Genomic DNA, 22973 nt, shown 5'->3' on the forward strand with positions numbered 1-22973 from the left:
GCCAACGAACTGTTCGGACCCTATCCAGGAGGCCTACGTGTCCATCAGCGCCAAGAACACGACTCATGAATCTGTGGCCGCCAGCCACGCCTTGCCGGAGCCCACTCCGGAGGAAGCTGCCCAGTTGGAGCAGTTGTATAAGGACTTCGACGCAGAGAACCTGATTCCGTTGTGGACGGAGATCGGTGACCTGATGCCGATGGTGCCCACACCGAAGGCCGTCCCGCATGTGTGGCGCTGGAACGACCTCTACCCCTTGGCTGCCCGTGCCGGGGATCTGGTTCCCGTGGGCCGGGGCGGGGAACGCCGCGCGATTGCCCTGGCGAACCCCGGCCTGGCCAGCACACCGTACGCGACTCCGACGCTGTGGGCCGCGATCCAGTACTTGGGCGCCCATGAGACGGCTCCGGAGCACCGCCATTCGCAGAACGCGTTCCGCTTTGTGGTGGAGGGTGAGGGTGTGTGGACGGTGGTGAACGGGGATCCGGTGGCAATGCGTCGGGGTGATTTCCTGCTCACCCCGGGCTGGAACTTCCACGGCCACCACAATGACACCGACCAGCCGATGGCGTGGATCGACGGGCTGGACATCCCGTTCGTGCATTATGCCGATGCTGGGTTCTTCGAGTTCGGCACCGAACGTGTCACCGACGAAGCCACCCCGGACATTTCCCGCTCCGAACGGCTGTGGGCCCACCCGGGCCTGCGACCCCTGTCCGGTCTCGATGACACCACCAACTCCCCCATCGCCGCGTACCGCTGGGAACACACCGACGCCGCTCTGCGTGAGCAGTTGTTGCTGGAGGACGAGGGCCACCCGGCCACGGTGTCCCAGGGCCATGCCGCTGTCCGGTACTCGAACCCGACCACCGGTGGGGACGTTATGCCCACCATCCGGGCCGAGTTCCACCGCCTGCGCGCCGGCGCCACCACCGAGCCGCTTCGTGAGGTTGGTTCCAGTGTCTGGCAGGTCTTCGAGGGCACCGGCACCGTGGTGTTGAACGGCGAGACCAAGGCCCTGGCCAAGGGCGACCTGTTCGTGGTCCCGTCCTGGCAGGAATGGTCATTGCAGTCCGAGACAGAGTTTGATCTTTTCCGTTTCAGCGACGCCCCCATCTTTGAACGACTGAACTTCAACCGCAGCTACACCGAAGGACGCAAGTAAATGAGACTCCTCACCCTCCGCACCGAAACCGGCACCGGCACCGTAGCCGTCCGCCAGGACGGCGACACCCTCACAGAGATCCCCGGTTTCACCGACGTCGGCGCGCTGCTCGCGGACCCCGCCTGGGAGGAAAAGGCGAAGGCGGCCAACGGCGCAACGCATGCGCTCGACGGCGCCGACCTCGCCGCCGTCGTGCCCGCACCGGGAAAGATCATCTGCGTGGGCCACAACTACCGCAACCACATCAAGGAAATGGGCCGGGACATCCCGGAGCACCCCACCCTGTTCGCGAAGTACACCGAATCCCTCATCGGCCCGAACGATGACCTCGCCCTGCCGCAGGAATCGGACACGGTGGACTGGGAAGCCGAACTCGCCGTCATCATTGGCAAGAAGGGCCGCCGCATCGCCGAAGCTGACGCCGCGGACCACATCGCCGGATACGCGGTCCTGAACGACATCAGCATGCGCGACTACCAGTTCCGCACCATCCAGTGGCTGCAGGGCAAGACGTGGGAGAACTCCACCCCGTTCGGGCCGGCCCTGGTCACCAAGGACGAATTTACCGCCGGGCCGCTCATGACCTCGGCCGTGGACGGGGAAGTTCAGCAGTCCACCCCCACTGGCGACCTGGTCTTCACCCCTGAGTTCCTGGTCTCCTACATCTCCACCATCATCACCCTGAACCCGGGCGACGTGATCGCGACCGGCACCCCGGGCGGTGTGGGCCACGCCCAGGACCCCAAGCGGTACCTGCAGGAAGGCCAGCTCCTGGTCACCACCATCGAGGGCCTGGGCCAGCTGAACAACCGCGTGGTCAAGGAAGCCTGATGGTCGCCCGCCACGATCTCGCCACCGATCCGGGCCTGCAGGCAGACCTCCTGCAGGCCCGGCGGGGCACCGCGTTCTTCGCCCGCAAACTGAACGAACTCTCCGATGCAGAGCTCGACGGCGGCAGCCTCCTTCCGGACTGGACGCGCCGCCATGTGGTGGCGCACGTGGGATACAACGCCCGTGCGATCGCACGCCTGCTCGAATGGGCTGCCACCGGGGTGGAGACGCCCATGTATTCCTCTCCCGAGGCACGGAATCACGAGATCAGCTTCGGCGCGACCCTGTCCCCGATCGCGTTGCGGAACCTATACGACCATTCCGCCGTGCACCTGTCCGTCGAATGGCGAGACCTCCCGGATGAGAACTGGACCCACGAAGTCCGCACCGCCCAAGGCAGGACCGTCCCGGCGTCCGAGACCGTGTGGATGCGCACCCGCGAAGTCTGGGTCCACGCCGTGGACCTGGACAACGGAGCCACGTTCAACGACATCCCGGCCCCCGTCCTCGAACGTCTGCTCAAAGACATCACCGGCGCTTGGAAAACCCGCGGCACAGACACCGGACTCCTCATCAACGTCAATGACACCGCCGGAAACGGCGCCGCACTCACGTTCGGCGACACCAGTGCCACGAACCCTACGATCATCACCGGCCCCCTGCCCGCCGTCGTCGAATGGGCCACGGGCCGCGGCACCTCCGGTGTCACGGCCACCGGACCCAGTGCCGAAAGTGCCGTTCTGGCCGCCCCGAAGTGGATTTAGCCAGCCCACCCATGGCGATGCGCGCCCAGTAAGCGCACTATGGGGAGATGAACGCCTCCAGCGCCGATGATTGGGTGCAGGGAGGTTCCGGTAGCTTCGGGCCTGGCCTGCACCCGTGGAGCCGTTATGTGGCGTTGGGCGACTCGTTCACCGAAGGGTTGGGCGACCCCGAGCCGCGAAGCCCCGGAGGCCTGCGCGGCTGGGCGGACAGGGTGGCGGAAGAACTGAGCACCGGCCACGAGGATTTCGCTTACGCCAACCTGGCCATCAGTGGACGCTTGCTGCACGAGATCATGGCGGAGCAGGTTGGCCCGGCACTGGACCTCAAACCAGATCTGATCACCCTCAACGCCGGCGGCAACGACCTTCTCTTCCATAGGAGCGATCCTGACAAACTCGCCATGGAGCTGGATGCAGGAGTGGCAGCGTTGGCCTCCACCGGCGCCACCATCCTGCTGTTTACTGGTCCGGACTGGGGCGCCACCCCGGTGTTGGGCCTGGCCCGCGGCAAGGTGGCCATCTACAACGAGAACATTCGGGTAGTGGCTGCCCGCCATGATGCCGTCGTGGCCGATCTATGGGCGTTGCGCGAGCTGACCGACCCCAGAATGTGGGATCCGGACCGACTCCATTTCTCGCCGCTTGGCCAGCACACCATCGCCATCATGGTGCTCAATACCCTCAACGTTCCCCACTCCCTGGAGCCGTTGACACCCAAACCATTGCCGGAGCGCAACTGGCGCGAGGCCCGGGCCGGAGACATCGTCTGGGCCCGCGAGCACCTCTTCCCTTGGGTCGTGCGTCGCCTGAAGCAGCGGAACGCCGACGACGGCCGGCACCCCAAGCGACCTGAACCCGGCCCGGTGTTCGGCGCCGGGATGCCCCCCGGTACATTCGTCGGCAACGACCCCCGGAACATCACCGACTGACTCACGGAGCCGAAGGATCGCTCCCGTCAGAGATCTCAAACTCGCCAATGACCGACTTCCCGTCAGCTTCATAGACCGGCACGTGGAAGGTTTGACCTTTTCGCTTCTCCTGCCAGGCCAATGCCTCCTCAGGGCTCTTGAAGCTCATGGCGGCTGTATGCCCGTTCGCTTCGTTCAAATCCGCCGTGTAGGCGTATCCACGTTTCCCGTTCGTGGCCATGACGGCGATCATGTCGGGTGAGCCATTCTCGTTCTCCATGCCGTAAGTGGTGCCATCGCCGTTAGTTGCCCACTCGGTCAACTGCGTGCTCACGTATCGTGCCGTCAGCCGCCAGCGGCTCTCCGGGGCCGTGGTGTAGGTGACGCTGTGTTGACCCGGAGCCAGCTTGGCCAAGTAGCCGCTCCAGCCGTGGGGTGTCCCGGCGTCGTCAGCTGAGCAGGCGATGCTGGACCCGTCCTGATACTGGAAGTGCCCCTCAGTCAGACACCAGAAGTCAATCTGGATGCCCGTTGTTCCCGCAGGTGGCTCTCCAAGGTCCACCGTGGCAGTCCCTTGATACGAGTCAGCTACCGGCGTGGACAGCTGCGTAACCACTTCCGCCCCGGGCACCACGAACAGTCCTGCGGCCGTGGCGCCGACGCCACCCAGAAGTCCCACGCCGGCAAACACGCCGGCGCCGATCCAGAGCCTGGCGCGTTTACGGGTCCGCCCGGCCGTGGTTTGTTCCACCCTCGACACCAGTTCCCCACGCAAAGCCCGGCTGAAGTTTGGGTCGACACGGAGCTCGTTCATCGCTGGTCTCCTTCGAAAGCGGGAGCAAGCTCTGGTGTCCCCGCGAGTGCTGTTTTCATGCGCTCCCTGGCTCGGTGCATGCGTGACTTGGCAGCTGCCGGAGAGAGGTTGAGTACGGTGGCCGCCGCGGCGATGGTGTAATCCTCGAAGACCACCAGGCTGACGAGCTGCTGATCCACAGCGTTGAGCGTGGCGAGTGCTCGAGCTGTGCCCGTGTCCAATTCGCCCTGCAGGAAAAGGTCTTCATTGGCGCTGGCAAGGTCTTGGGTCCGGGGAAGGGAAGCAAGCAGCTTTCGGTAGCGAAAGGCGGCCCGCCTGTTGTTGCGGGCCACGTTGGTGGTGGTCACCAGCAGCCAGGGAAGAATGGAGCCATCCACCAGCCGCACCTTGGCCCGGCATCGCCACAGTTCCAAGAACGCGGCAGACATGATGTCTTCGGCGTCGTGCCGTTCGGGTGAGAGCCGATACGCATGCCGGTAAACCCTGCCGTGGTGCCGGTCGTACAGCAGCCCGAAAGCCTCTCCCTCGCCGTCGAGGCTCCTCGCCCACAGTCCGCCGTCGTCGGTTTCGCTGTTCCCCATGCCCTGTATTGTCCGCGAGCGGACGAAAGGTTTCACGAAGCGGGACTTTTTTTAAAGCCGTCAACCACGACGGCGACCCTCACCGTTGAGGTGAGGGTCGCCGTCGTTGTTGTGAAGACTGTCAGCCGGCAGGCTGGGATTCTGTTTGTGCCCGGATGCTCCACGCCGACCAGTCCAGCGGGTGAACCGAGGGGCGTCCCAAGAGATATCCCTGGGCTGCGGTGATGTTGAGCGCCGTCACTTCCTCGAGTTCTTCGGCCGTCTCGATGCCTACAGCAATGACTTCCGCCCCGAGCTCCCTGGCGAGCTCAACGATCGCCTTGGCCCGGATCCTTTGGCCTTCGCTGCTTTCGATGCCTTCAATCAGGTGGCGGTCCAGCTTGATGATGTCCGGACGCAGTTGCTCCACCCGCTCCAATGCGACCAACGCTGCTCCGGAGGCGCTGACGGCCAGGCGCAAACCCAAGGCGCGCAGCGGCCCGAGTCCGTCGCGGCCGGTTTGGCCTCCGACGTCGGCCAGGCTGCCGGTGAGCTCGACAATGATCCGGTCCGGCGCGAGTGCCGCAGCGGCCAGCAGGTTCCGGACCCTGGGGTCGCTGGAGGTAGCGGGCGTGAGATTAAGGGCCACGGACATGGTTTCCGGGACGTCGTGCGCCGCGGTGAGGGCGCAGTGGAGGGCAGCGATCTCCAACTCGGTTCCCAGCCCCGCGGCAGCAGCCTCGCTGAACCAGACATCGGCGCCGGCGCCGTCTTCACCGACGAACCGGGTGAGTGCTTCAACACCCACTACGTCGCCGTTGGGGAGTGCATGGACAGGCTGGAAGGCGGTCAGCAGAAGCTTGTCCGCCAGGACCGCCTGGATTCCTTCCCGGACTTCGTGGCTGACGGGAACCGACACGGTCCGCGCTGCGTCAACAGACTCAAGGTGCACGCTGGCGGATTCGAGGTGAACCGGCACCGTAGCTGCCGGCGCGGCCTCTTTGCGGGTTTCCAGCAGATGCTCCAACAAGGCACGCTGAGGGTCTTCGGGATGTGCCTCCAACAACGCACCCAGCCTGATTCTGGCGGCTTCGCTGCGCGGTTCGGTATCGGCAAGGATGGATTCGATGATGTCGTTCACCTGCTCGCGCATGGTCGCCTTAGCAGGCGGCGACGTTTCGGCAGGCGGTGACGCGTTGGCGGCATCCTGTGAAAGAGAGCCCTCTTCTTGAGCCATCAGCTATTCCTTTATGTGTATCCCCCGCTGGCAGAGCCAGACAAACTACCTGACCGGCCCATCTGTGGGCCCTGTCACGAATAATACAGAAGAACACTTCGCCGTTGTGCCGGTGCGCTTTTCCAATCGCGCAAAACAGTGTCGCGCGGCTGCAGGCCTGAGATGCTTAGGGGGTGACGTCCCTTTCAACGGAAGCACCCCGCACCGCGCTCAGCTGGAAACTATTACCGGCGGCGCTGCTTTCGCTGTCCGGCATTCCCCTCTTTGCGATGGGAAATGAACTGCTCGGCTACGGCTTGCTGCTGGCCAGTGTTGTCACCGCCGCCTTCGTTGACAGCCGGCTGATGCGGCACCTCGCGCTGATCGCGGCCGGCATGACCATCTTCAGCCTGGTGCCTCTCAATGCCGACCTCAGTACGGAGCACATGGCCCTGATGGGCGGAGCGCTCGCGCTGGCAGTGCTGGTGCCGTGGCTGGTGTCCCGCTTTGTGTATCGGGAAGACATCATCAAATTCCCCATCAACACCGGCAGGAAATGGCCCTTGGCAGCAAAGCTGTACTTGATGGGCGTCGTTGCCTTGGGCTATTTCATCCTGCCCGTCTACCTGATCAGCACCGGCGTGTACCAAAACTGGCCCGACGCCTCCGATCCCGACATCTTCTGGCGGCTCTTCCTGGGCGTTAACGCCGTAGGAATCTGGGACGAACTGTTCTTCATCTGCACCACGTTCACCCTGCTGCGACAACACTTCCCGGACTGGCTGGCGAACCTCCTGCAAGCTGTGGTTTTCTCCTCATTCCTGTGGGAAATCGGATATCAGTCCTGGGGTCCCTTGCTGACGTTCCCGTTCGCGTTGCTGCAGGGGTACACCTTCAAGCTGACCAAGTCGTTCACCTACGTGGTGTCAGTGCACCTGCTGTTCGACTTCGTGTTGTTCCTGGCACTGGTACACGCCCACAACCGGGATTGGCTGCCGATCTTCCTGTACTAGAGATGGTCCGCTACCGGGGAGCCCGCAGCACCTGCCCACGCCTCTTCGGAAACCTCGATTTCCTGTGCCATGTCATCCAGGAAGCGCATCACGATCATCCGTTCTTCCGGAGCGAGACGGGCAGCCGCCAGAAAACGCTTGGCTTGCTGCCGTCCCACCGTCCGCATCGCAGCCTCGTGCGTTTCGGGGGTGATGGCTATGGCGAGGGCCCTCCGATCGGAGGGGTGGGCCCGTCGGGTGACATGTCCCGCGCGTTCCAACCGGTCGAGCAACTTGGTGGTTGACGCCGTCGAGATGCTGAGGCGGGAGGCTATTGCGCCGGGGGTGGCAATCACGCCATGGTTCGCGCAGACAATCAAATAGTGCAGTGCACGCATGTCTGATTGGTTGAGCTTCATGTACCTCAGGGAGGCGTCGGACAGCCGCTGTTCTGCCTCTCGCAGCCGCCCCAGGGCAGCCATGAGGTCACTGATCTGCTGGACATCCTCGTCGGAGAGACCGGATCGGTCCACTAATTCCGCGTGAGGATCGTTGGCGTCCAGATGATAAACGCCGGAGGAAACCGGGGTCCCGGCTTCTTCAGGAATCTCTTCAGGACTGGACATGATGAGTATGTTACACCCAACTTCCTACATGGTAGCCTTTCTTCTAGCTTGTCTAGCAATATTCAAGTCTCTCTAAGGCACCGGGTGTAGGAGGTAGGCGCAGGATGAACGCGACAGAGATGGTGGTCCTCCTGGACGACGCCGGAACACCCATCGGGGAGGCCGCAAAAGCGGGGGTGCACACACTGGACACACCCCTTCATTTAGCCTTCTCCTGCTACCTGCTGAACGATGCCGGCGAGGTCCTCCTGACCCGCCGCTCACCTGAAAAGAAGACCTGGCCGGGCGTTTGGACCAACAGTTTCTGCGGCCACCCGGCACCAGGCGAGGAATTCGAGGACGCTGTGATGCGGCGTGCCCAGTTTGAACTCGGGGTGGACGCCAAGAGGATCGAACTGGTTCTCCCGGACTTCCGCTACAGAGCCGTTGACCCCACTGGAATCGTCGAAAATGAGGTCTGCCCGGTGTTCATGGCCCGGATCAGCGGCCCCCTGCAGCCGAATCCAGCCGAGGTTGCTGACTGGGCGTGGATTTCCCCGGCCCTGCTCGAGGATGCCCTTGCACACACGCCGTCTGCTTTCAGCCCGTGGCTTGGTCTGCAGTTCCCCCAACTTCTGGAGGCGCGGGCATTGCCTTTACACGAGGGAGTCAAAGCATGACCGTCACCTCCGGATCCCTCCGAAGCCGCACCGACCTCTGCGGCGCGATCGAAAACGAGCTGACCGGACTGATCGGCAAGAGGGCCAGCGCCGCAACCGCCTACGGCCCCAACTTCGCCAGGCTGTGGGGCCTGGCGGGCCAGAACGTGCTGGGGGGCAAGTTCGTCCGCCCCTTGCTGCTCATGGAAACGTACGACTCCCTCTTGCAGCGCGGCTCATCACGGCCCGAACAAGAAGGCCGCGGCCAACGCGAAACCGCCATCAGCATCGCCGCCGCCATCGAACTCCTCCACTACGCCTTCCTCCTGCATGATGACGTAATCGACGGAGACCTCGTCCGACGCGGACACCCCAACCTCATCGGTTCCCTCCTCGCAGAAACCGGCGAGCTCCCCCGTCCCGATGGCGGCCTTCACTGGGCCCAGACAGGCGGAATCCTGATGGGCGACATGCTGCTCGCCGCAACCCACCAAGCCTTCGCCCGCGCGGATCTCCCCCACGAATTACGGCTCCGCCTCCTGGATCTCCTGGAGCACACCATCAACGAGACCGTAGCCGGCGAGCAACTTGACGTGGGCCTGGGCGACGGCGTCATTGCCCCGGACCTCGAGACCATCCTGGTGATGTGTGGATACAAAACCGCCACGTACACCTTCGAACTGCCGTTGCGTGCCGCCGCCGCACTGGCCGGTGCGGACTTCGCCGTCGAGACTGCGCTTGCAACCGCCGGCCGGCATCTTGGCTTGGCCTTCCAGCTCCAGGACGACCTCCTGTCCACCTTCGGGGATCCGCGCCGCCATGGCAAGGATCCTTTTTCGGACCTGCGGGAAGGCAAGGAAACGGCCATCATCGCCCATGCGCGGACCACCAGCACGTGGCCGCACATCGCGCCCCTCTTCGGCAGGCCCGGACTCAACGGTGAGGAAGGCGAGCACGTCCGCCGCCACCTCACCGATTGCGGAGCAGAAGCATTTGTCCAGGGCCTCATCGAGGAACAAATGGCAGCGTTTAATCATCAGCTCACAAGCACCATTCCGCAGGACGCACGGAATGTCCTGCTTGACCTTGCGGGGCAGTTGGAAGGACGGCAATCATGAGCGTCGCCGCCGATACCTCTTTCACCCATTTCACCCGGACGGCCGAGCGGGCCGCCAACCAGGTCATCGCCGCCTATTCCACGTCCTTCGGCCTGGCATGCAGGTTGCTGGGGCCCCGGCACCGCCAGCACGTCCGCAACATCTACGCCCTGGTGCGGGTGGCGGACGAGCTCGTGGACGGCGTCACCGCGGAAGCCGGGCTCAGCTATCAGGAACAGTGCGACGCCTTGGCCCACTTCATCGATGAGACCCACCGCGCGGTCAAGCTTGGCTACAGCAGCGATCTCATCATCCACGCCTTTGCCCAGACCGCCCGGACGGCCGGCATTGATGAGACCCTCATCGATCCCTTCTTCGCTTCCATGCGAACGGACCTCGGCGAGCGCACGTCAGCGGGCACTTCTGCGCAACAGCCGGCACCACTCCGTTTCGACGCCGATGCCCATGATGGCTACGTGCACGGCTCCGCTGAGGTGGTGGGGCTGATGTGCCTGCGTGTCTTCATGCGGGATGAAAACATCGACGACGGCGACGCCGCAGCTTTGCAGTATGGCGCCAGCAGGTTGGGCGCTGCGTTCCAGAACATCAACTTCCTCCGGGATCTGGCGGACGATACCTCCCGGTTGGGCCGCAACTACCTCAGCACTGCGGACCACCTCGAGGAGCACGACCGGGTGGAGTGGGTCAAGACAGTCCGGGCCCAGCTGGCCGACGCCAACGCCGTCATTCCGATGCTGCCACGCGATGCCAGGGCCGCTGTCCGGAGCGCGTTGGCGCTGTTCCAGGCCCTCACGGACCGGATTGAACAGACCACGGTGGACGAGCTGTATCGCTCAAGGGTCCGGGTGCCGGATGCCGTTAAAGCGGGGCTTGCCGCCCGGGCCGTCGCCTCAACCTGGATGGAGCTGCACCGATGACGCGGACTGTAGTGATCGGCGGTGGCATCGCTGGGCTCGCCACCGCTGCACTCCTTGCCCACGAGGGCCACGAGGTCCAGCTCCTGGAGCAGCGCGACCAGGTAGGCGGACGCGCCGGAAGCCTTGAACGGGACGGTTTCCGCTTCGATACCGGTCCCTCCTGGTACCTGATGCCCGGCGTCTTCGACCACTTCTTCAAGCTGCTCGGCACCAGCGCGGCGGAACAGCTGGACTTGCGGACGCTCAGTCCCGCGTACCGCATCTTCAGCGAGCCGGACCACGACGGCGGACGGCCGGTCCCGCTGACAGTGCCGCTGGGCAGCGATCAGGTTCTGGAAACCTTCGAGAGTGTGGAGCCCGGCAGCGCCAGGGAACTGACCTCCTACCTCGCGTCCGCGCGCCACACCACTGAAATGGCTGAACGGTTCTTCCTCTACAACCCGTTCACCAGGCTGCAAGGGCTGCTTCATCCGGAAGTGCTGCGGAGCCTGCCCAAACTCGCGCAACTGCTCCTGACACCGTTGGATAAGTACGTATCCCAACGGTTCCAGCACCCCGTGCTCCGGCAGGTCCTGGGATACCCGGCGGTGTTCCTTGGCACCAATCCTTCCGATGCTCCCGCCATGTACCACTTGATGAGTGCCCTGGACCTGGGCGACGGCGTGCAGTATCCGATCGGCGGATTCTGGGAGCTCGTGAGGCGACTGGAGTCGTTGGCGGTGGATGCCGGTGTCAGGATCCATACCGGTGCCGAAGCTTTGAAGATCACCACCCGCGAGGCCCCCCGGACCAGGAAGGTGGGCCGCTTCGATGGCGTGAAGCTCCCGCCTGCCCTGTCCGGGAAGGATGGCCGTGAAGTCACCGGGGTCAAGTGGCGCGACAACTCGGGCACGGAGCACTACAGCGTTGCGGACCTGGTGGTCTCCGGCGCCGACCTGCACCACACCGAAACCCAACTGCTGGGCGTCAGGGACCGGAGCTACAACAGCAAGTACTGGCAGAGCCGCACCAGCGGACCCGGCGCCGTCCTGGTGATGCTGGGCATCAAGGGTTCCCTGCCGGAACTTCCCCACCACTCCTTATTCTTCACCCGCGATTGGGAGGCGAATTTCGCAGCCATCTTTGGCGAGGAGACCAAGATCCCGGATCCTGCTTCCATCTATGTCTGCAAACCCAGCGCCACCGACGCCGGGGTCGCGCCACAAGGGCACGAGAACCTCTTTGTCCTCGTCCCCGTCCCGGCCGATCCGCAGCTGGGGGCAGGCGGCCCCGACGGCAGCGGCGATGTCCTCATCGAACGAACCGCGGACGCCGCCATCGACCAGATCGCCCAGTGGGCCAACATCCCGGACCTCCGCGACCGTGTGGTGGTCAGGCACACCATCGGACCCGCTGACTTCGCTGATGAGTACAACTCCTGGCGCGGCGGCATGCTGGGACCAGCGCACACGCTGGGACAGAGCGCCATGTTCAGGGCGCAGAACGCCTCGAAGCGTGTGCAGGGCCTCTACTACGCCGGTGCCACCACAGCCCCCGGGGTTGGCGTGCCCATGTGCCTCATCAGTGCCGAGCTGGTCTTGAAACGGATCCGCGGCGACCACAGTGCCGGCCCTACCACTGTGAGGCCCGTAGCTAGCAGGATTGGCTGATGGGTGTTCTCTACTTGGTGTCGTTGCTGCTGGGTATCACCTGCATGCTCCTGCTCGACCACCGCTTCCGTCTGTACTTCTGGCGGGATCCTAAAGCAGCGGCGATCGTCACCGCCGTCGGGGTCTCGTTCCTTCTCGCCTGGGACCTGGCCGGGATCGGTTTGGGAATCTTCCTGCGAGGTGAAGGCACCATCGCCACGGGACTGTTGATCGCCCCGGAGCTGCCCATCGAGGAACCCGTCTTCCTGCTTTTCCTGGTGCTGTGCACCATGGTCCTCTACACAGGCGCCCGGCGGCTGCTTGACCGGGCACCGGCCACACGCAGTGCGAAACAGCGGGAGCACGTATGACGTACTTATGGCTCGCGCTCGCCTTCATCGTCGCGGCAGGAGCAGCCGGCGTGATCTTTGCCCGCCGGGGCGCGTATCCCGGCGAGGCCGGCAGGCATTGGAAAGCCGTAGGCCTGGCCTTCACGGCCTTGGCCGTCCTGACCGCGGTGTTCGACTCCGTCATGATCGGGATGGAACTCTTCCACTACGACGCTTCGCACATCCTCGGCGTCAAAGTAGGGCTCGCGCCGATCGAGGACTTTGCGTACCCGCTGGCCGGCGTCGTGGCGCTTCCCGGGCTGTGGATGTGGCTGACGCGAAAGCGCACGCAATCCAGCCAGAGCCGCACGGAACCGGGGCGCAAGGGCCTCGTCCCGCAGGCCTTGCTCGCCTCCCGCCCGGTCAGCTGGATCAACACCGCTTACCCGTTTGCCGCGGCCATGCTCCTGACCACCCGCGAGATCGACTGGGTCCTGGTCGTGGGCACCTTCTATTTCCTCATCCCCTACAACCTGGCCATGTACGGGATCAACGACGTCTTCGACTACGAATCCGACTTGAAAAACCCCCGCAAGGGCGGCATGGAGGGCGCACTCCTCCAACCCCATCTTCACCGCCCCATGCTGTGGCTCGCAGCGATCACCAACGTGCCGTTCCTGGTGTTCCTCGCCGTCGCGGGCGGTCCTGCCGCGTGGCTGAGCCTTGCCGTCAGTGCCTTCGCGGTTGTGGCCTACTCCGTGGCCGGGCTTCGCTTCAAGGAACGCCCGGTCTTGGATTCGCTGACGTCCAGTACGCACTTCGTCAGTCCCGCCGTCGTCGGCTTGACGCTGGCCGGTGCCGAGGTGACGCCTGGTCTCCTCATCCTGCTGCTCGCGTTCTTCCTGTGGGGCATGGCCGCCCATGCCTTCGGCGCCGTCCAGGACATTGAGCCTGACCGGCAGGCCGGCATCGGCTCCATAGCAACAGTCATCGGTGCCCGCCGGACGGTGCGGCTCGCCGTCGTGCTCTGGTTTGTTGCCGGCCTGGCGATGCTGGCCACGCCGTGGCCCGGACCGCTCGCGGCGATCATCGCTGTCCCGTACATCGCCAATTGCGCGCCGTACTGGAACGTGACGGATACGACGGCGGCGCGCACCAACGTGGCGTGGCGACGGTTCATCTGGCTCAACTACGGGTCAGGATTCCTGGTGACGCTCATCGTGATCCTGCAGTGGAGCCTCACGTCATGACTGGGCTGGTTTCCCGGCATCAGGGCCCACAGGCTCTTCGTCGATGGTGTCCAGTGCTTCGCGCATGTGCTGCAGGAAGTTCACCACAATCTGCGACTCGTCCGGGCTCAACGCGCAGGCAGCGTCGAGCATCCGTCGGTGCATTCCACCGAGCGTGTGCCGCACTTCCTGGTCCGACCCCGGCGTTGCCTTCAGTATCAGCGCGCGACGATCGGTGGGATGGGGTTCGCGGCGAATATGGCCGGACTCCACCAGGCGGTCGATCAGCGTGGTCATGGACGCCGACGTTATGCCTAGCTTGTCGCCCAGATCCTTCGGCTTCATCACCTTGCCCGCGGCTTCAGCTTCGAACAGGTAGCGCAGGGCCAGCAGGTCCTTCTCACCCATCCCCATGGAGGAACGGGTCCTGCGGCGCATCGCTTGCTCGGAAGCACGGTAATCGCGCAGGGCATTCAGCACGTCAATGGCAATGGCCTTCTGACCTGGGTCTTTGCCGTACCAATAGCCCTTTGCGTGGCCTTCCGAGTCCATCCGACGGTCCTTTGATAAACGTAAAGCTTGTCTTGCTAGCAATTTGATAGTAAGTCACGTACCCCGCGAATGCATGACGCCGCACATCCGCCGCCCCGCTCGTCCACAGCACGTCCCACGCACGTCCCCTAGGAAAGAGGCTTTGCACATGGCAACAGTAAGCCCGGACCTCGCCCGGCAGATCACGGTCACTGTGAGCTTGGTGATCTGCATCGTTGGCTCGATGATCGGCGTCGGAGTCTTCGGCGGAACCCCGATCGCCCAGGCAGCGGGCGGTGCTTTGTCCGCCGACTCCACGCTCCTCGCCCCCGCAACCCCCGCCTTCTCCATCTGGTCCGTGGTGTACACCGGCCTGGTTGCCTACACGGTATGGCAGTGGTTGCCGTCCCAACGGGCCAATCCGCGGCAGCGCTCCCTCGGCTGGATCGTGGCCTTGTCCATGGTCCTGAACGCCGCGTGGATCCTGTCTGTCCAGGCTGGCTGGCTCTTTGTCAGCGTGCTGGTGATCCTGGCCCTGCTGGTGACACTTGTCCTGGCGTTCCTTCGGTACAGCCAGAGCCGCGCCACTTCGTGGTTTGAGGCTGTAGCGGTGGACGGGACTCTGGGGTTGTACCTCGGCTGGACCAGCGTGGCCGTGTGCGCCAACATTGCCGCCGCTTTGAAGGCTTCCGGCTTCTCAGGCTTCGGGTTGCGGCCCGAGGTCTGGTCAGTGGCTGTGTTGGTAGTGGTGGCCGTTGTGGGCATCGCTCTGGCCATCAAGGGACACGGCCGCCTCGCTCTCGCAGCCGCCATTGCGTGGGGCCTGGCCTGGATCACAGTCGGCCGCAGCGCCGATTCACCCGAGTCATTCCCGACGGCGGTCGCGGCGGCTGTCGCTGCTGCGCTGGTTCTCGGTGCAGCGATCACGGTGAGGGCCCGGGTGGTGCTGGCTGGGGCCGGGGTTTCCGGTAGCCGGTAAACCCTGCCTTGCTTCGCGCCAGCAGGCGGCAGGGCAGGCGATGCCGGATACTTGCGCGGTTTTCCACATAGGCGAAGTCAGGCCTGATATCCGATTCTCCCGACTGGAAGAGTTGGGACATGGAGCGGATTCGGACCAGTCAGGCGGGCAACAACGCGATGCCCTTACCGGCCGATGCCTCGACGCCCTGGGAGTCTGCCCAGCCCGGTGCTACGTTGGCGGGCCTCGCGGCCGTTATTGGTTCCTTGCCCGCGAGCACCAGCAGCGGTGGGCTGGTCAATGAGATTCGTGCCCTGGAGGACCTGAAATCCGCGATCACTGCGCGTCAGGCCAGGGCCGCTGTCGCTTTGGATCTGGCTCAGCGCCGGGAGCAGGCCGAAGCAGGCGTTCCCACGGCAGAGCAAGGCCGCGGTGTCGCCGCCCAGGTGGCCCTCGCCCGACGCGAATCGCCGAACCGTGGATCCCGGCTGCTCGGACTTGCGCGGGCGCTTGTCATCGAGATGCCGCACACCATGGCCGCCCTCGAAACAGGTCAGCTCAACGAATGGCGTGCCACACTGTTGGTCAAGGAAACTGCGTGCCTCAGCATTGAAGACCGTGCCGCTGTGGATGAAGAACTGGCGCCGGACACGGGCACGTTCAACGGGTCCGGGGACCGGTCCATCATCGCCGCAGCCAAGGCCGCAGCCTACCGGCGCGACCCCCGCTCGGTCACCCAGCGGGCCAGTCACGCCGCCGCAGAACGCCGGGTCAGCCTTCGCCCGGCTCCGGACACCATGACAATCCTCACCGCTCTGCTACCAGTGGCTCAAGGCGTCGCCGCCTACGCTGCCCTTAGCCGACACGCAGATTCAGCCCGCTCGTCCGGCGACGGCCGAAACCGTGGACAGATCATGGCCGACACCTTGGTAGAACGGGTCACCGGAACACCTGGCGGGGTCGCAGGGATCGACCGCCAACTCGTCATGACTGACCGCACGCTCTTCCAAGGCGACAGCGAACCGGCCCGCCTCCAGGGTTACGGAATCGTCCCCGCTGAATGGGCTAGAGTTCTGCTGGCCGACGGGCCCACCGAGCCAGAGGGACAGCGCCAAGAATTCCGAGTGATGATCCGGCGACTTTACACTGCTCCGGGAAGCGGCGAACTCCTGGCCATGGACTCCAAAGCGAGGGTCTTCCCCCAACGATTACGGCGCTTCATCGAGGTCCGGGACGCCACCTGCCGAACCCCGTACTGCGATGCGCCTATTAGGCATATGGACCACGTGGTCCCTTGGCACAACGGCGGGACCACCACCCTGAAAAATGGCGCGGGTCTATGCGAGGCATGCAATCACACCAAGGAAAACCCCGGCTGGAGCGCCAGTGTGCCGCACGGCCAAACGCACACCTTGGAAGTCCGCACCCCTACCGGGCACATCTATCAATCGAAGGCGCCACCTCTGCCTGGGCGCGAGGATGCGTCGCCACCTGCTCCGCCGGACATGCCACCCGCGTCGGAACGACACTGGGAGCCACAACTGCAGCATGCCCGGCAGACGTAATCCACGACAAAGTCATACACAGCCGCGTCGCAACAGCTGCTATGCCGGGCAGGCATCCTTCAATGCCTGAACGGACTCTGCCGGTACTTGGTCGCCGGCGTCGGCGATCTGACGGAGGGGCGTGGTGATATCGGAGGGGACGCCTGCGGCATCGGCGGCTGTCACCAAGCCGGCAAGTACCTGCTTGTCCTCGGCGCCCACCAAGCCGTCTTGGACAACGGCGCAGATCTGTTTGGTCACTTCGTCGGCAGCGGCGGTGGCAACCTTTGATGCGGCCTCACTGGCAGCGTTTCCGGCTGCTTCCTCAACGGCTCCGCAACCCACGAGCAGCAGCAGAACGGGAACGGCGGACAGGGCTGCAAGTCGACGGGTCATGGGTCCAGCCTAGCAATCCTGCAGCAGAGCCTGCCGCGGCGTGGCTCCGCTGTGCCGGCAGTGCCTGACGCAACCACCGACACAGCGCAGCAGACCTAGCCTGCAATCAGTTCATTGACCGGGCCTTCGTGCAGGGCAAGGTAAACGTCGTCCCGGATCTGGTTCGCCTCTGGATCGGTCATTGTCCGGCCAAGCGGACGCATCACCACCCGTATCAGGGCGTTGGCCTGCCCGCGTCTAATGCGGAGCCGGTCCCGCGCCGCGGCCGGAAGCTGTCGGCAGGGAGTCAGCGCCAACAGCTCCACGCTTTCCAGATCCTCAGCCTGCTCCCCCAGAGCCGAACGAACCGTATCGCCAAGCAACTCATCGTCCATGTCCTCTGCAACCACTATTGAGATGTCCCTGCTGATGGTAGGCATCCGGGAGACAGCTTTCCACGGCGACAGGTCCAGCATTTGCCGTTGAATCCTCGGGTCCGCAGACCGCAGCAGCCTGATGTCGGGAATGCCCTTGCGAAGCATCAGGGCGCGGTCCAAACCCATCCCCAGAGCAAGACCGCACCATTTTCCGGGATCAAGGCCCGCGTCCAGGAAAAGCTGCGGTGCCATGAGCCCACACTCCGCGAGTTCCAGCCACTCGCCACCCATCAGAACGTCAAGCTGCAAGCCCTCCGCCGTGTAGGGGTGGGCTGCCGGAACGGCACGCCACTCAGCGCCCGGGAGTACGGCAGCCACCAAGGCACTGACCATTTCCTGAAGGTGCCCGCCGTGCAGCTTTCCGGTGGAACTCACACGCCACAAGTCCACCTGGTGGGGCGTGCCCACATGGGTGCGATCAATGGAGTCCCGCCGGTAGACGAGGCCGGGGATCGCCCAGAGCTCGTCCACAACCTCGGCTGGATCAATCGCCCGCAAGAGCGTGGGGATGGACGCCGAGGTATGGCTGCGCAGCATGACGGTGGGGCTGACATAGCGGGAGTATCGCTGGTCGCGGGTAATGTCCGCCCCGCTGAAACCCAAACGGTCATAGTTATCCGCAACGCTGACCAAGGGGCTGTGACGTATGGTTCTGCCGGGCACGCTCCACTGCGTCCGAAGGGCGTCCACCACGTCACGCAGGAGTTTCTGCATGGCATGCGGACCATGGTCGGGGTTGGCGAGGTCCCTGATGGTCAAAGCATGGTGAAGCTCGGCAGGGCTTAAATAGACAGGCATTTCTGGTCCTTAAGTTTCGGAGTGATTGGGTTCCTCCCCCGACTCACTCCGGCGCCAGGACCTAGGCGCGCGCCTTAGTGCCCTCGCGACCGGATACCGGTCGGGGGCAAGTAAATCGACGCATGGAGAGCATGGGCCGACTCTACCTCTGTCCGCCGCGAAGGCACAGGCCCCACCGAATGCCCCTTAAGGGGCCGTTTGCCGGCGTCGGAACCAGGCGTCGCCGATGCAGAAGGCACGACGACGGCGGACGCCGAAGTGGTCGGGCCGGGTGAAGCTTCCTGATGCGTACAGGCCAACAAGCCCGCAGGAAGGACTACCGCCCGGCAGACTCAGGTCATCCGGTGATCGGTGAGCCGATATACCGACACGTGGCTGCGGGACTCCGCGGTGAATTCGCTGCGGTCCCAGTCGGCCCACCTGTGTTCCAGCTCGAATCCAGCAATGCGTGCCATGAGGTCGAGTTCACTCGGCCAGATGTATCGGTGGGGTGTCCGCCCGATCCGCGCTTCGCGCCCATCCGAAACGTCGGGGCCGAACCGCACATGGTGCGAGATGACGTGTTGGCGGAGCACGTCATAGGTGTCCACCAAGAGGTATCCGGGCTGGCTCACCTCCACTGTTCCGCCGTGCCCGGGCGGCAGTGAACGCAGTTGCGGCACCCAGAGCTCGACGACGAAGCGGCCGCCGGGAGCCAAGTGCCGGGCCGCGTTCTGGAAGCACCGGATTTGTTCCTCCTGCGTTAGAAGGTTGGCGATGGTGTTGAAGACCAGAAACGCCAGCGTGTAATGGGACCCTATTGAAACCTGGGACATATCGCCCTGGACCACGGGAATCCGGTCCTCCCCCACCTTGTCACGCAGGCGGGCGATCATGGCGTGGGACAGCTCAATGCCACTGACTGGCACGCCGGCCTCAAGGAGCGGGATGGCCACGCGTCCGGTACCGATGGCAAATTCGACGGCGGGACCTCCCGATGCCAGTTCCGACAAGAGCTCCACGGTGGGGCCAAGAACATCGGGTGAGAACATTCCCTCCCCGGGAGTGTCGTACTGCTCCGCTGCGTCGTGGTCCCAAAGCTGTTGCTGGTTGATCATCCTGCCACTATTGCAGCCGACGGCCAGGGAGTTGAAGAGGCGAGGCCCCACCTATGCTAGGGGGATGGGAGAAGAGACTGTGGACCACAAGGCCTTGGCCGTCTGCATGATTGATATCTCGTCCGACATTCGCCGCAAGTCACTCAACGAGACAGGCCTCCGCCCCATCTCGAATGGTGTGCTGGAAATCCTTCGCGTTGTTGAAGGCCACCCCGGTGTCACCGTTGCCGAGGTGGCGGGCAGGCTCGGGCGGCAGCTGAGCAACGTCAGCTCCCAATTGCGCGAGCTCGTAGCTGCCGGCTTGGTCACGCGTGTCAAGGATGCCTCGGACAAGCGCTACGTTTCCCTCCACCCCACGGACGAATCCAGACGGATCAAGGCGCTCCTGGAGGATGGATGGGCTGACGCGATCATCGCGGCGAGCGCCCGGCTGCTCCCGGAGGAACGCGAACAAATTGCAGCCAGCCTCCCGGCGCTGCAGCGGTTGGCTTCGTTCCTTTCGGAACCTGAACACGTATCCGGGCCCACCATTACTGCGGCGGCCGACACGACTCCTCCGGGCCGTAGCGGAACCAGTCCGGCAGCGCCGCGGTAAAGGCCTCGCGCAGTTCGGGGGTGTTGGTCACGGTCCAGTCCACCCGGCCTTTGACTTCCACCTCGTCTTTGTCCCATTCGAACCAGTTGATCATCTTCAGCTGCGGGAATTCCTGGTGTGTTGTGGGGCTGAAGAGTTGGTTCCACCAGGCTTCTTTGATAGCCCTCTCCGGCTCGCCGCCTGCTCCTGGAGCGAACAGTGCGGCCGTTTCGGGGATGGCTACCGGCTTGCCATGCTGCGTGCCGTACATGCCGTAGAAATCCGGAAGCAGACTGTCGTCGCCGTTGGCACCCTTGTAGTCGCCGGTGAGCTGATCCGCGAACTTGTTGGGCTCAGGGAGTTCATTTTCACCCCACGGGTAGGTGCTGCCCCAGTGATAGAGGGACATGCCAACCCAGTCCACAGCCTCGTCTCCCGGGTAGTAGGGGGCGTAAGCGTCGTCGTCCATGGCCAAGGCGCCGTCGCCGCTGGTATCCAGCGCCAGAAATTCGGGTGTGCCTGGTTTGGCTTCGAACTCTCCGCCCGCGAAAGGATATCCGCCCCCGTAATTGGGAGCCCACATCATGGCGGAACCCGGCGCGGTGGAGTGCACCGCATTAGCCAGCGTTTGGAAAGCTTCTTTGTACTTTTGTGGCTGCTGGGACCAGGCGTACCAGGAGCCGTTCATTTCGTGGGCGAACCTGACAACCACGGGTACGCCGTCGTCGTTGAATTCGGCGAGGTCTTTCGCCAGGGCCGTAGCCGTTTCTTCAGTCACAGTGGATAGTCCGTCGTGAGGTTCCAGGGTCAGCAGCATCATGTGCCCGTCGGCTCGAATCTGCTCCACTGCCCGCCGGAGATGGTCTTCGTCCTTGGCTGTGAGGGGAAACCCCGTGAAGGAGACACTGACTGCGGGCTTGTGGCCAAGGTCGTTGGCGAAGGCGGCCAGCGGTTTGGAATGCCAGTCCAGGTTCACACCGAACAGGGCACCGGTGTCAGGGGCGAGGGCTGCCCGGGGGAGGACTTCACAGGTTTTCACGCTGGAACCCGATTGCGCTTTTTGTTCCGCGAGACCGTTGGCAAAGTTCACTCCCGCGATGCCGATCACGGCCAGGCCAATCACGGCAGGGAGCGTGAAGGCCCGCCTGAGCTCCGTCCGGTTGGCCTTGCGGGCATCGCCGCTCTCTTCGGGTTGTTCCCCCACAACAGCCACCAACCCTCTCCGACCTGCAGTTTCGTTCCATCCTAGGTACGTATCCCCCGAACGACACCACTGGGACGAACGTCACGCCCGAGAGGCTTATGCACGCCCATCAATATACTTATACTTCTATAAGTATTATTACTTTGAAGAATGGGTGACGCGTGGCATCGCAACTACTGGAGACATCGGGCGGACAAGCCCAAGCAAACACACCAGTCCCACCGGACGGTAAGGGCAACATCGGCTGGCGGGCTTTGCCCTTCCTGGCCCTGGCCCAATTCATGGTGGTCCTGGACGGCACCATCGTGAACCTGGCGCTCCCCCGCCTCCAGCTGGAAATGGGCATCAGTGACTCCACCCGCTCCTGGGTGGTCACTGCTTACGCTTTGGTCTTCGGCGCCTTCCTCTTACTGGGCGGACGCATCTCCGATTTCTGGGGACGGAAGCGGACCTTCATCACGGCCTCGGCAGGCTTCGCGGCGGCATCACTCATCGGCGGCTTGGCCCAGCAGCCTTGGGAACTCATCGGAGCCCGCGCGCTCCAGGGCATCTTCGCCGCCCTCCTCGCACCGGCGGCCTTGGCACTCCTGACAGTGGCCTTCCCCGGCGGCAAGGATCGCGGCACCGCCTTCGCCATCTTCGGCTCCATCAGCGGGGTCGGTGCAGCGGCAGGAGTTCTGCTGGGCGGATTCCTCACCGAATTCGTCTCATGGCGGTGGTGCTTCTTCGTCAACGTACCCATCGCAATCATCGCGCTGATCGGTGTGTGGATTTTGGTGGGAGAAAGCAAAGCGGGAGGCTCCACCAAATACGACTGGCACGGCGTCGTTCTCGCCGCCTTGGGTCTGGGCTCGCTGGTTTACGGCTTCGCCAACGCCGAGCACGGCTGGGGTGCGGTGGAATCCTGGGGCTTCATTGCGGCAGGTGCGTTGTTGCTGGTACTTTTCGTCGCCGTCGAACGCAAGGTCAAGAACCCGCTGCTTCCGCTGCGCGTCGCCACCGAGCGCAACCGCGCCGCAGCGTTCCTGGCGTCCTTCCTCGCCGGAGCAGTGCTGATCGGCGGCATCCTGTTCATCAATTTCTACCTCCAGATCGTCCTGGGCTTCGCCCCGTTCGCGGCCGGAGTCGCGTCCCTGCCCATGACGGTGGTTCTGATCATCACGGCGGGCGTTGTGGCGAAGAACCTGCCCCGGCTGGGCGCCAAGGTCCCCAGCGCACTTGGTCCGGTCTTCATGGCCGCAGCCATGCTGTGGCTCACCCAGGTCACGGCGGATGGGACCTATCCGGTGAACATGCTGCCCGCATTGATCCTCATGGGCATTGGGCTGGGCCTGGTCTTCGTCCCCATGCAGAACCTGGCCCTCTTCGGCGTGGACAAGGACGACGCCGGCGTTGCGAGCGCCCTGGTCAACGCTTCGCAGCAGATCGGCGGATCGCTGGGCATCGCACTCTTCAGTGCCATCGCAGCGGCTGCCACCGCGGCAGCGACCACTACAGCCGCCGGTGGCGGGCCCCTTGCGGCGCTGACCTCGGGCTATTCGATGGTGTTCCTTTGGGCAGCCGGGGTGGCGGTCTTGATAACCCCACTCGCGCTTCTCCTGATCAGGATCGACCGCAAAAGCTTCAGCGGAACAAGCGATACCCCGCACGTCCACCTGGGCTGAACAACCGGCGCCGCCACCTGCCTGGGTGGCGGCGCCGTCTCCAGGACAGTTCCGAT

24 protein-coding genes are annotated in these 22973 nt (G+C 64.1%); 15 read left to right on the forward strand and 9 right to left on the reverse strand.

What is annotated here, in order from left to right; translation table 11 throughout:
* The first annotated feature begins 37 nt into the window (after window positions 1–37).
* The 4 genes from WBN73_RS14985 to WBN73_RS15000 are packed head-to-tail and all read left to right on the forward strand — an operon-like array spanning window position 38 to window position 3689.
* On the forward strand, window positions 38–1165 hold the full coding sequence (locus WBN73_RS14985) for a cupin domain-containing protein (protein WP_337340753.1): 1128 nt from the start codon (window positions 38–40) through the stop codon (window positions 1163–1165).
* Window positions 1166–1996 carry a fumarylacetoacetate hydrolase family protein gene (locus WBN73_RS14990; RefSeq protein WP_337340752.1) on the forward strand — a complete coding sequence of 277 codons (831 nt, stop codon included), beginning with the start codon at window positions 1166–1168 and terminating at the stop codon, window positions 1994–1996.
* Entirely contained in the window at window positions 1996–2760 is a 765-nt protein-coding gene (locus WBN73_RS14995) for a maleylpyruvate isomerase family mycothiol-dependent enzyme (RefSeq protein WP_337340751.1), read from the forward strand. The genes WBN73_RS14990 and WBN73_RS14995 overlap by 1 nt, the downstream gene beginning before the upstream one ends.
* 47 nt (window positions 2761–2807) lie before the next feature.
* On the forward strand, window positions 2808–3689 hold the full coding sequence (locus tag WBN73_RS15000; protein WP_207595958.1) for an SGNH/GDSL hydrolase family protein: 882 nt from the start codon (window positions 2808–2810) through the stop codon (window positions 3687–3689).
* Between the two features lies 1 nt (window position 3690).
* Here WBN73_RS15000 and WBN73_RS15005 read toward each other — a convergent pair whose 3' ends face one another.
* The 3 genes from WBN73_RS15005 to WBN73_RS15015 form a co-directional block, all read right to left on the reverse strand.
* The gene (locus WBN73_RS15005) at window positions 3691–4482 is read right to left on the reverse strand and encodes a peptidase M56 family protein (protein ID WP_337340750.1); all 792 of its coding nucleotides are present in this window, start codon (window positions 4480–4482) and stop codon (window positions 3691–3693) included.
* Window positions 4479–5063: an RNA polymerase sigma factor gene (locus WBN73_RS15010; RefSeq protein ID WP_337340749.1), complete on the reverse strand. Its 585-nt coding sequence runs from the start codon at window positions 5061–5063 to the stop codon at window positions 4479–4481. Before WBN73_RS15010 ends, WBN73_RS15005 begins: the two co-directional genes overlap by 4 nt.
* 121 nt (window positions 5064–5184) lie before the next feature.
* Window positions 5185–6279, reverse strand: coding sequence for an EAL domain-containing protein (locus WBN73_RS15015; RefSeq protein ID WP_280626162.1), 1095 nt, complete (start codon window positions 6277–6279; stop codon window positions 5185–5187).
* 173 nt (window positions 6280–6452) lie between these two features.
* Between WBN73_RS15015 and WBN73_RS15020 the strand changes: the two genes are divergently transcribed.
* Complete coding sequence (locus WBN73_RS15020; RefSeq protein ID WP_337340748.1) at window positions 6453–7271, forward strand: CPBP family intramembrane glutamic endopeptidase; 819 nt, start codon at window positions 6453–6455, stop codon at window positions 7269–7271.
* Here WBN73_RS15020 and WBN73_RS15025 read toward each other — a convergent pair.
* A complete protein-coding gene (locus tag WBN73_RS15025) occupies window positions 7268–7876 on the reverse strand; it encodes a MarR family winged helix-turn-helix transcriptional regulator (protein WP_207595953.1) in 609 nt (202 codons plus the stop codon). The genes WBN73_RS15020 and WBN73_RS15025 overlap by 4 nt on opposite strands.
* Before the next feature lie 104 nt (window positions 7877–7980).
* On the opposite strand from WBN73_RS15025, the gene idi reads away from it, so the two are divergent.
* Genes idi through WBN73_RS15055 form a run of 6 tightly spaced genes read left to right on the forward strand, consistent with a single transcriptional unit; the run spans window position 7981 to window position 13756 of the window.
* A complete protein-coding gene (gene idi, locus WBN73_RS15030; RefSeq protein ID WP_089593353.1) occupies window positions 7981–8535 on the forward strand; it encodes an isopentenyl-diphosphate Delta-isomerase in 555 nt (184 codons plus the stop codon).
* Window positions 8532–9632: a polyprenyl synthetase family protein gene (locus WBN73_RS15035; protein WP_280626139.1), complete on the forward strand. Its 1101-nt coding sequence runs from the start codon at window positions 8532–8534 to the stop codon at window positions 9630–9632. The genes idi and WBN73_RS15035 overlap by 4 nt, the downstream gene beginning before the upstream one ends.
* Window positions 9629–10549: a phytoene/squalene synthase family protein gene (locus WBN73_RS15040; protein ID WP_337340747.1), complete on the forward strand. Its 921-nt coding sequence runs from the start codon at window positions 9629–9631 to the stop codon at window positions 10547–10549. The genes WBN73_RS15035 and WBN73_RS15040 overlap by 4 nt, the downstream gene beginning before the upstream one ends.
* Window positions 10546–12198, forward strand: a complete 1653-nt coding sequence (crtI, locus tag WBN73_RS15045) for a phytoene desaturase family protein (RefSeq protein ID WP_337340746.1) — start codon at window positions 10546–10548, stop codon at window positions 12196–12198. Before WBN73_RS15040 ends, crtI begins: the two co-directional genes overlap by 4 nt.
* Window positions 12198–12548 carry a lycopene cyclase domain-containing protein gene (locus WBN73_RS15050; protein ID WP_337340745.1) on the forward strand — a complete coding sequence of 117 codons (351 nt, stop codon included), beginning with the start codon at window positions 12198–12200 and terminating at the stop codon, window positions 12546–12548. Before crtI ends, WBN73_RS15050 begins: the two co-directional genes overlap by 1 nt.
* Entirely contained in the window at window positions 12545–13756 is a 1212-nt protein-coding gene (locus WBN73_RS15055) for a prenyltransferase (RefSeq protein WP_337340744.1), read from the forward strand. Before WBN73_RS15050 ends, WBN73_RS15055 begins: the two co-directional genes overlap by 4 nt.
* On the opposite strand, the gene WBN73_RS15060 is transcribed toward WBN73_RS15055, so the two are convergent.
* Window positions 13751–14287, reverse strand: coding sequence for a MarR family winged helix-turn-helix transcriptional regulator (locus WBN73_RS15060; RefSeq protein WP_337340743.1), 537 nt, complete (start codon window positions 14285–14287; stop codon window positions 13751–13753). The two genes, WBN73_RS15055 and WBN73_RS15060, sit on opposite strands and share 6 nt — an antisense overlap.
* A gap of 148 nt (window positions 14288–14435) precedes the next feature.
* Here WBN73_RS15060 and WBN73_RS15065 point away from each other — a divergent pair, with 148 nt between their 5' ends.
* On the forward strand, window positions 14436–15245 hold the full coding sequence (locus tag WBN73_RS15065) for a tryptophan-rich sensory protein (protein WP_207595945.1): 810 nt from the start codon (window positions 14436–14438) through the stop codon (window positions 15243–15245).
* A 119-nt stretch (window positions 15246–15364) separates the two neighbouring features.
* Window positions 15365–16789, forward strand: a complete 1425-nt coding sequence (locus WBN73_RS15070) for an HNH endonuclease (protein WP_443193265.1) — start codon at window positions 15365–15367, stop codon at window positions 16787–16789.
* A 39-nt stretch (window positions 16790–16828) separates the two neighbouring features.
* Here the strand turns inward: WBN73_RS15070 and WBN73_RS15075 are convergent, their stop codons facing one another.
* The 3 genes from WBN73_RS15075 to WBN73_RS15085 form a co-directional block, all read right to left on the reverse strand.
* Window positions 16829–17164 (reverse strand): hypothetical protein, encoded by a 336-nt coding sequence (locus tag WBN73_RS15075; protein WP_089593344.1) that lies wholly within the window; start codon window positions 17162–17164, stop codon window positions 16829–16831.
* A 95-nt stretch (window positions 17165–17259) separates the two neighbouring features.
* Window positions 17260–18378, reverse strand: a complete 1119-nt coding sequence (gene srmL / locus WBN73_RS15080; RefSeq protein WP_337340742.1) for a PheS-related mystery ligase SrmL — start codon at window positions 18376–18378, stop codon at window positions 17260–17262.
* A 332-nt stretch (window positions 18379–18710) separates the two neighbouring features.
* Window positions 18711–19475, reverse strand: a complete 765-nt coding sequence (locus tag WBN73_RS15085; protein WP_280626119.1) for a class I SAM-dependent DNA methyltransferase — start codon at window positions 19473–19475, stop codon at window positions 18711–18713.
* 64 nt (window positions 19476–19539) lie between these two features.
* Between WBN73_RS15085 and WBN73_RS15090 the strand changes: the two genes are divergently transcribed.
* Window positions 19540–20070, forward strand: coding sequence for a MarR family winged helix-turn-helix transcriptional regulator (locus tag WBN73_RS15090; RefSeq protein WP_337340741.1), 531 nt, complete (start codon window positions 19540–19542; stop codon window positions 20068–20070).
* On the opposite strand, the gene WBN73_RS15095 is transcribed toward WBN73_RS15090, so the two are convergent.
* On the reverse strand, window positions 20006–21253 hold the full coding sequence (locus WBN73_RS15095) for a glycoside hydrolase family 26 protein (RefSeq protein ID WP_337340740.1): 1248 nt from the start codon (window positions 21251–21253) through the stop codon (window positions 20006–20008). The two genes, WBN73_RS15090 and WBN73_RS15095, sit on opposite strands and share 65 nt — an antisense overlap.
* A gap of 161 nt (window positions 21254–21414) precedes the next feature.
* Between WBN73_RS15095 and WBN73_RS15100 the strand changes: the two genes are divergently transcribed.
* Window positions 21415–22917 carry an MFS transporter gene (locus WBN73_RS15100; RefSeq protein ID WP_337340739.1) on the forward strand — a complete coding sequence of 501 codons (1503 nt, stop codon included), beginning with the start codon at window positions 21415–21417 and terminating at the stop codon, window positions 22915–22917.
* Window positions 22918–22973: the final 56 nt, after the last annotated feature.

The sequence above is a fragment of the Paenarthrobacter sp. CCNWLY172 genome, assembly GCF_037402035.1.
GTDB lineage: Bacteria > Actinomycetota > Actinomycetes > Actinomycetales > Micrococcaceae > Arthrobacter.

Bases quoted from the DNA above. Each gene is read 5' to 3' on its own strand.
- WBN73_RS15035 (WP_280626139.1), top strand. From the start codon at position 8,532: ATGACCGTCACCTCCGGATCCCTCCGAAGCCGCACCGACCTCTGCGGC.
- WBN73_RS14995 (WP_337340751.1), top strand. From the start codon at position 1,996: ATGGTCGCCCGCCACGATCTCGCCACCGATCCGGGCCTGCAGGCAGAC.
- idi (WP_089593353.1), top strand. From the start codon at position 7,981: ATGAACGCGACAGAGATGGTGGTCCTCCTGGACGACGCCGGAACACCC.
- WBN73_RS15050 (WP_337340745.1), top strand. From the start codon at position 12,198: ATGGGTGTTCTCTACTTGGTGTCGTTGCTGCTGGGTATCACCTGCATG.
- WBN73_RS15065 (WP_207595945.1), top strand. From the start codon at position 14,436: ATGGCAACAGTAAGCCCGGACCTCGCCCGGCAGATCACGGTCACTGTG.
- WBN73_RS15090 (WP_337340741.1), top strand. From the start codon at position 19,540: ATGGGAGAAGAGACTGTGGACCACAAGGCCTTGGCCGTCTGCATGATT.
- WBN73_RS15000 (WP_207595958.1), top strand. From the start codon at position 2,808: ATGAACGCCTCCAGCGCCGATGATTGGGTGCAGGGAGGTTCCGGTAGC.
- WBN73_RS15015 (WP_280626162.1), bottom strand. From the start codon at position 6,279: ATGGCTCAAGAAGAGGGCTCTCTTTCACAGGATGCCGCCAACGCGTCA.
- WBN73_RS15070 (WP_443193265.1), top strand. From the start codon at position 15,365: ATGGAGCGGATTCGGACCAGTCAGGCGGGCAACAACGCGATGCCCTTA.
- crtI (WP_337340746.1), top strand. From the start codon at position 10,546: ATGACGCGGACTGTAGTGATCGGCGGTGGCATCGCTGGGCTCGCCACC.
- WBN73_RS15075 (WP_089593344.1), bottom strand. From the start codon at position 17,164: ATGACCCGTCGACTTGCAGCCCTGTCCGCCGTTCCCGTTCTGCTGCTG.
- WBN73_RS15040 (WP_337340747.1), top strand. From the start codon at position 9,629: ATGAGCGTCGCCGCCGATACCTCTTTCACCCATTTCACCCGGACGGCC.
- WBN73_RS15055 (WP_337340744.1), top strand. From the start codon at position 12,545: ATGACGTACTTATGGCTCGCGCTCGCCTTCATCGTCGCGGCAGGAGCA.
- WBN73_RS15085 (WP_280626119.1), bottom strand. From the start codon at position 19,475: ATGATCAACCAGCAACAGCTTTGGGACCACGACGCAGCGGAGCAGTAC.
- srmL (WP_337340742.1), bottom strand. From the start codon at position 18,378: ATGCCTGTCTATTTAAGCCCTGCCGAGCTTCACCATGCTTTGACCATC.
- WBN73_RS15005 (WP_337340750.1), bottom strand. From the start codon at position 4,482: ATGAACGAGCTCCGTGTCGACCCAAACTTCAGCCGGGCTTTGCGTGGG.
- WBN73_RS14990 (WP_337340752.1), top strand. From the start codon at position 1,166: ATGAGACTCCTCACCCTCCGCACCGAAACCGGCACCGGCACCGTAGCC.
- WBN73_RS15025 (WP_207595953.1), bottom strand. From the start codon at position 7,876: ATGTCCAGTCCTGAAGAGATTCCTGAAGAAGCCGGGACCCCGGTTTCC.
- WBN73_RS15060 (WP_337340743.1), bottom strand. From the start codon at position 14,287: ATGGACTCGGAAGGCCACGCAAAGGGCTATTGGTACGGCAAAGACCCA.
- WBN73_RS15010 (WP_337340749.1), bottom strand. From the start codon at position 5,063: ATGGGGAACAGCGAAACCGACGACGGCGGACTGTGGGCGAGGAGCCTC.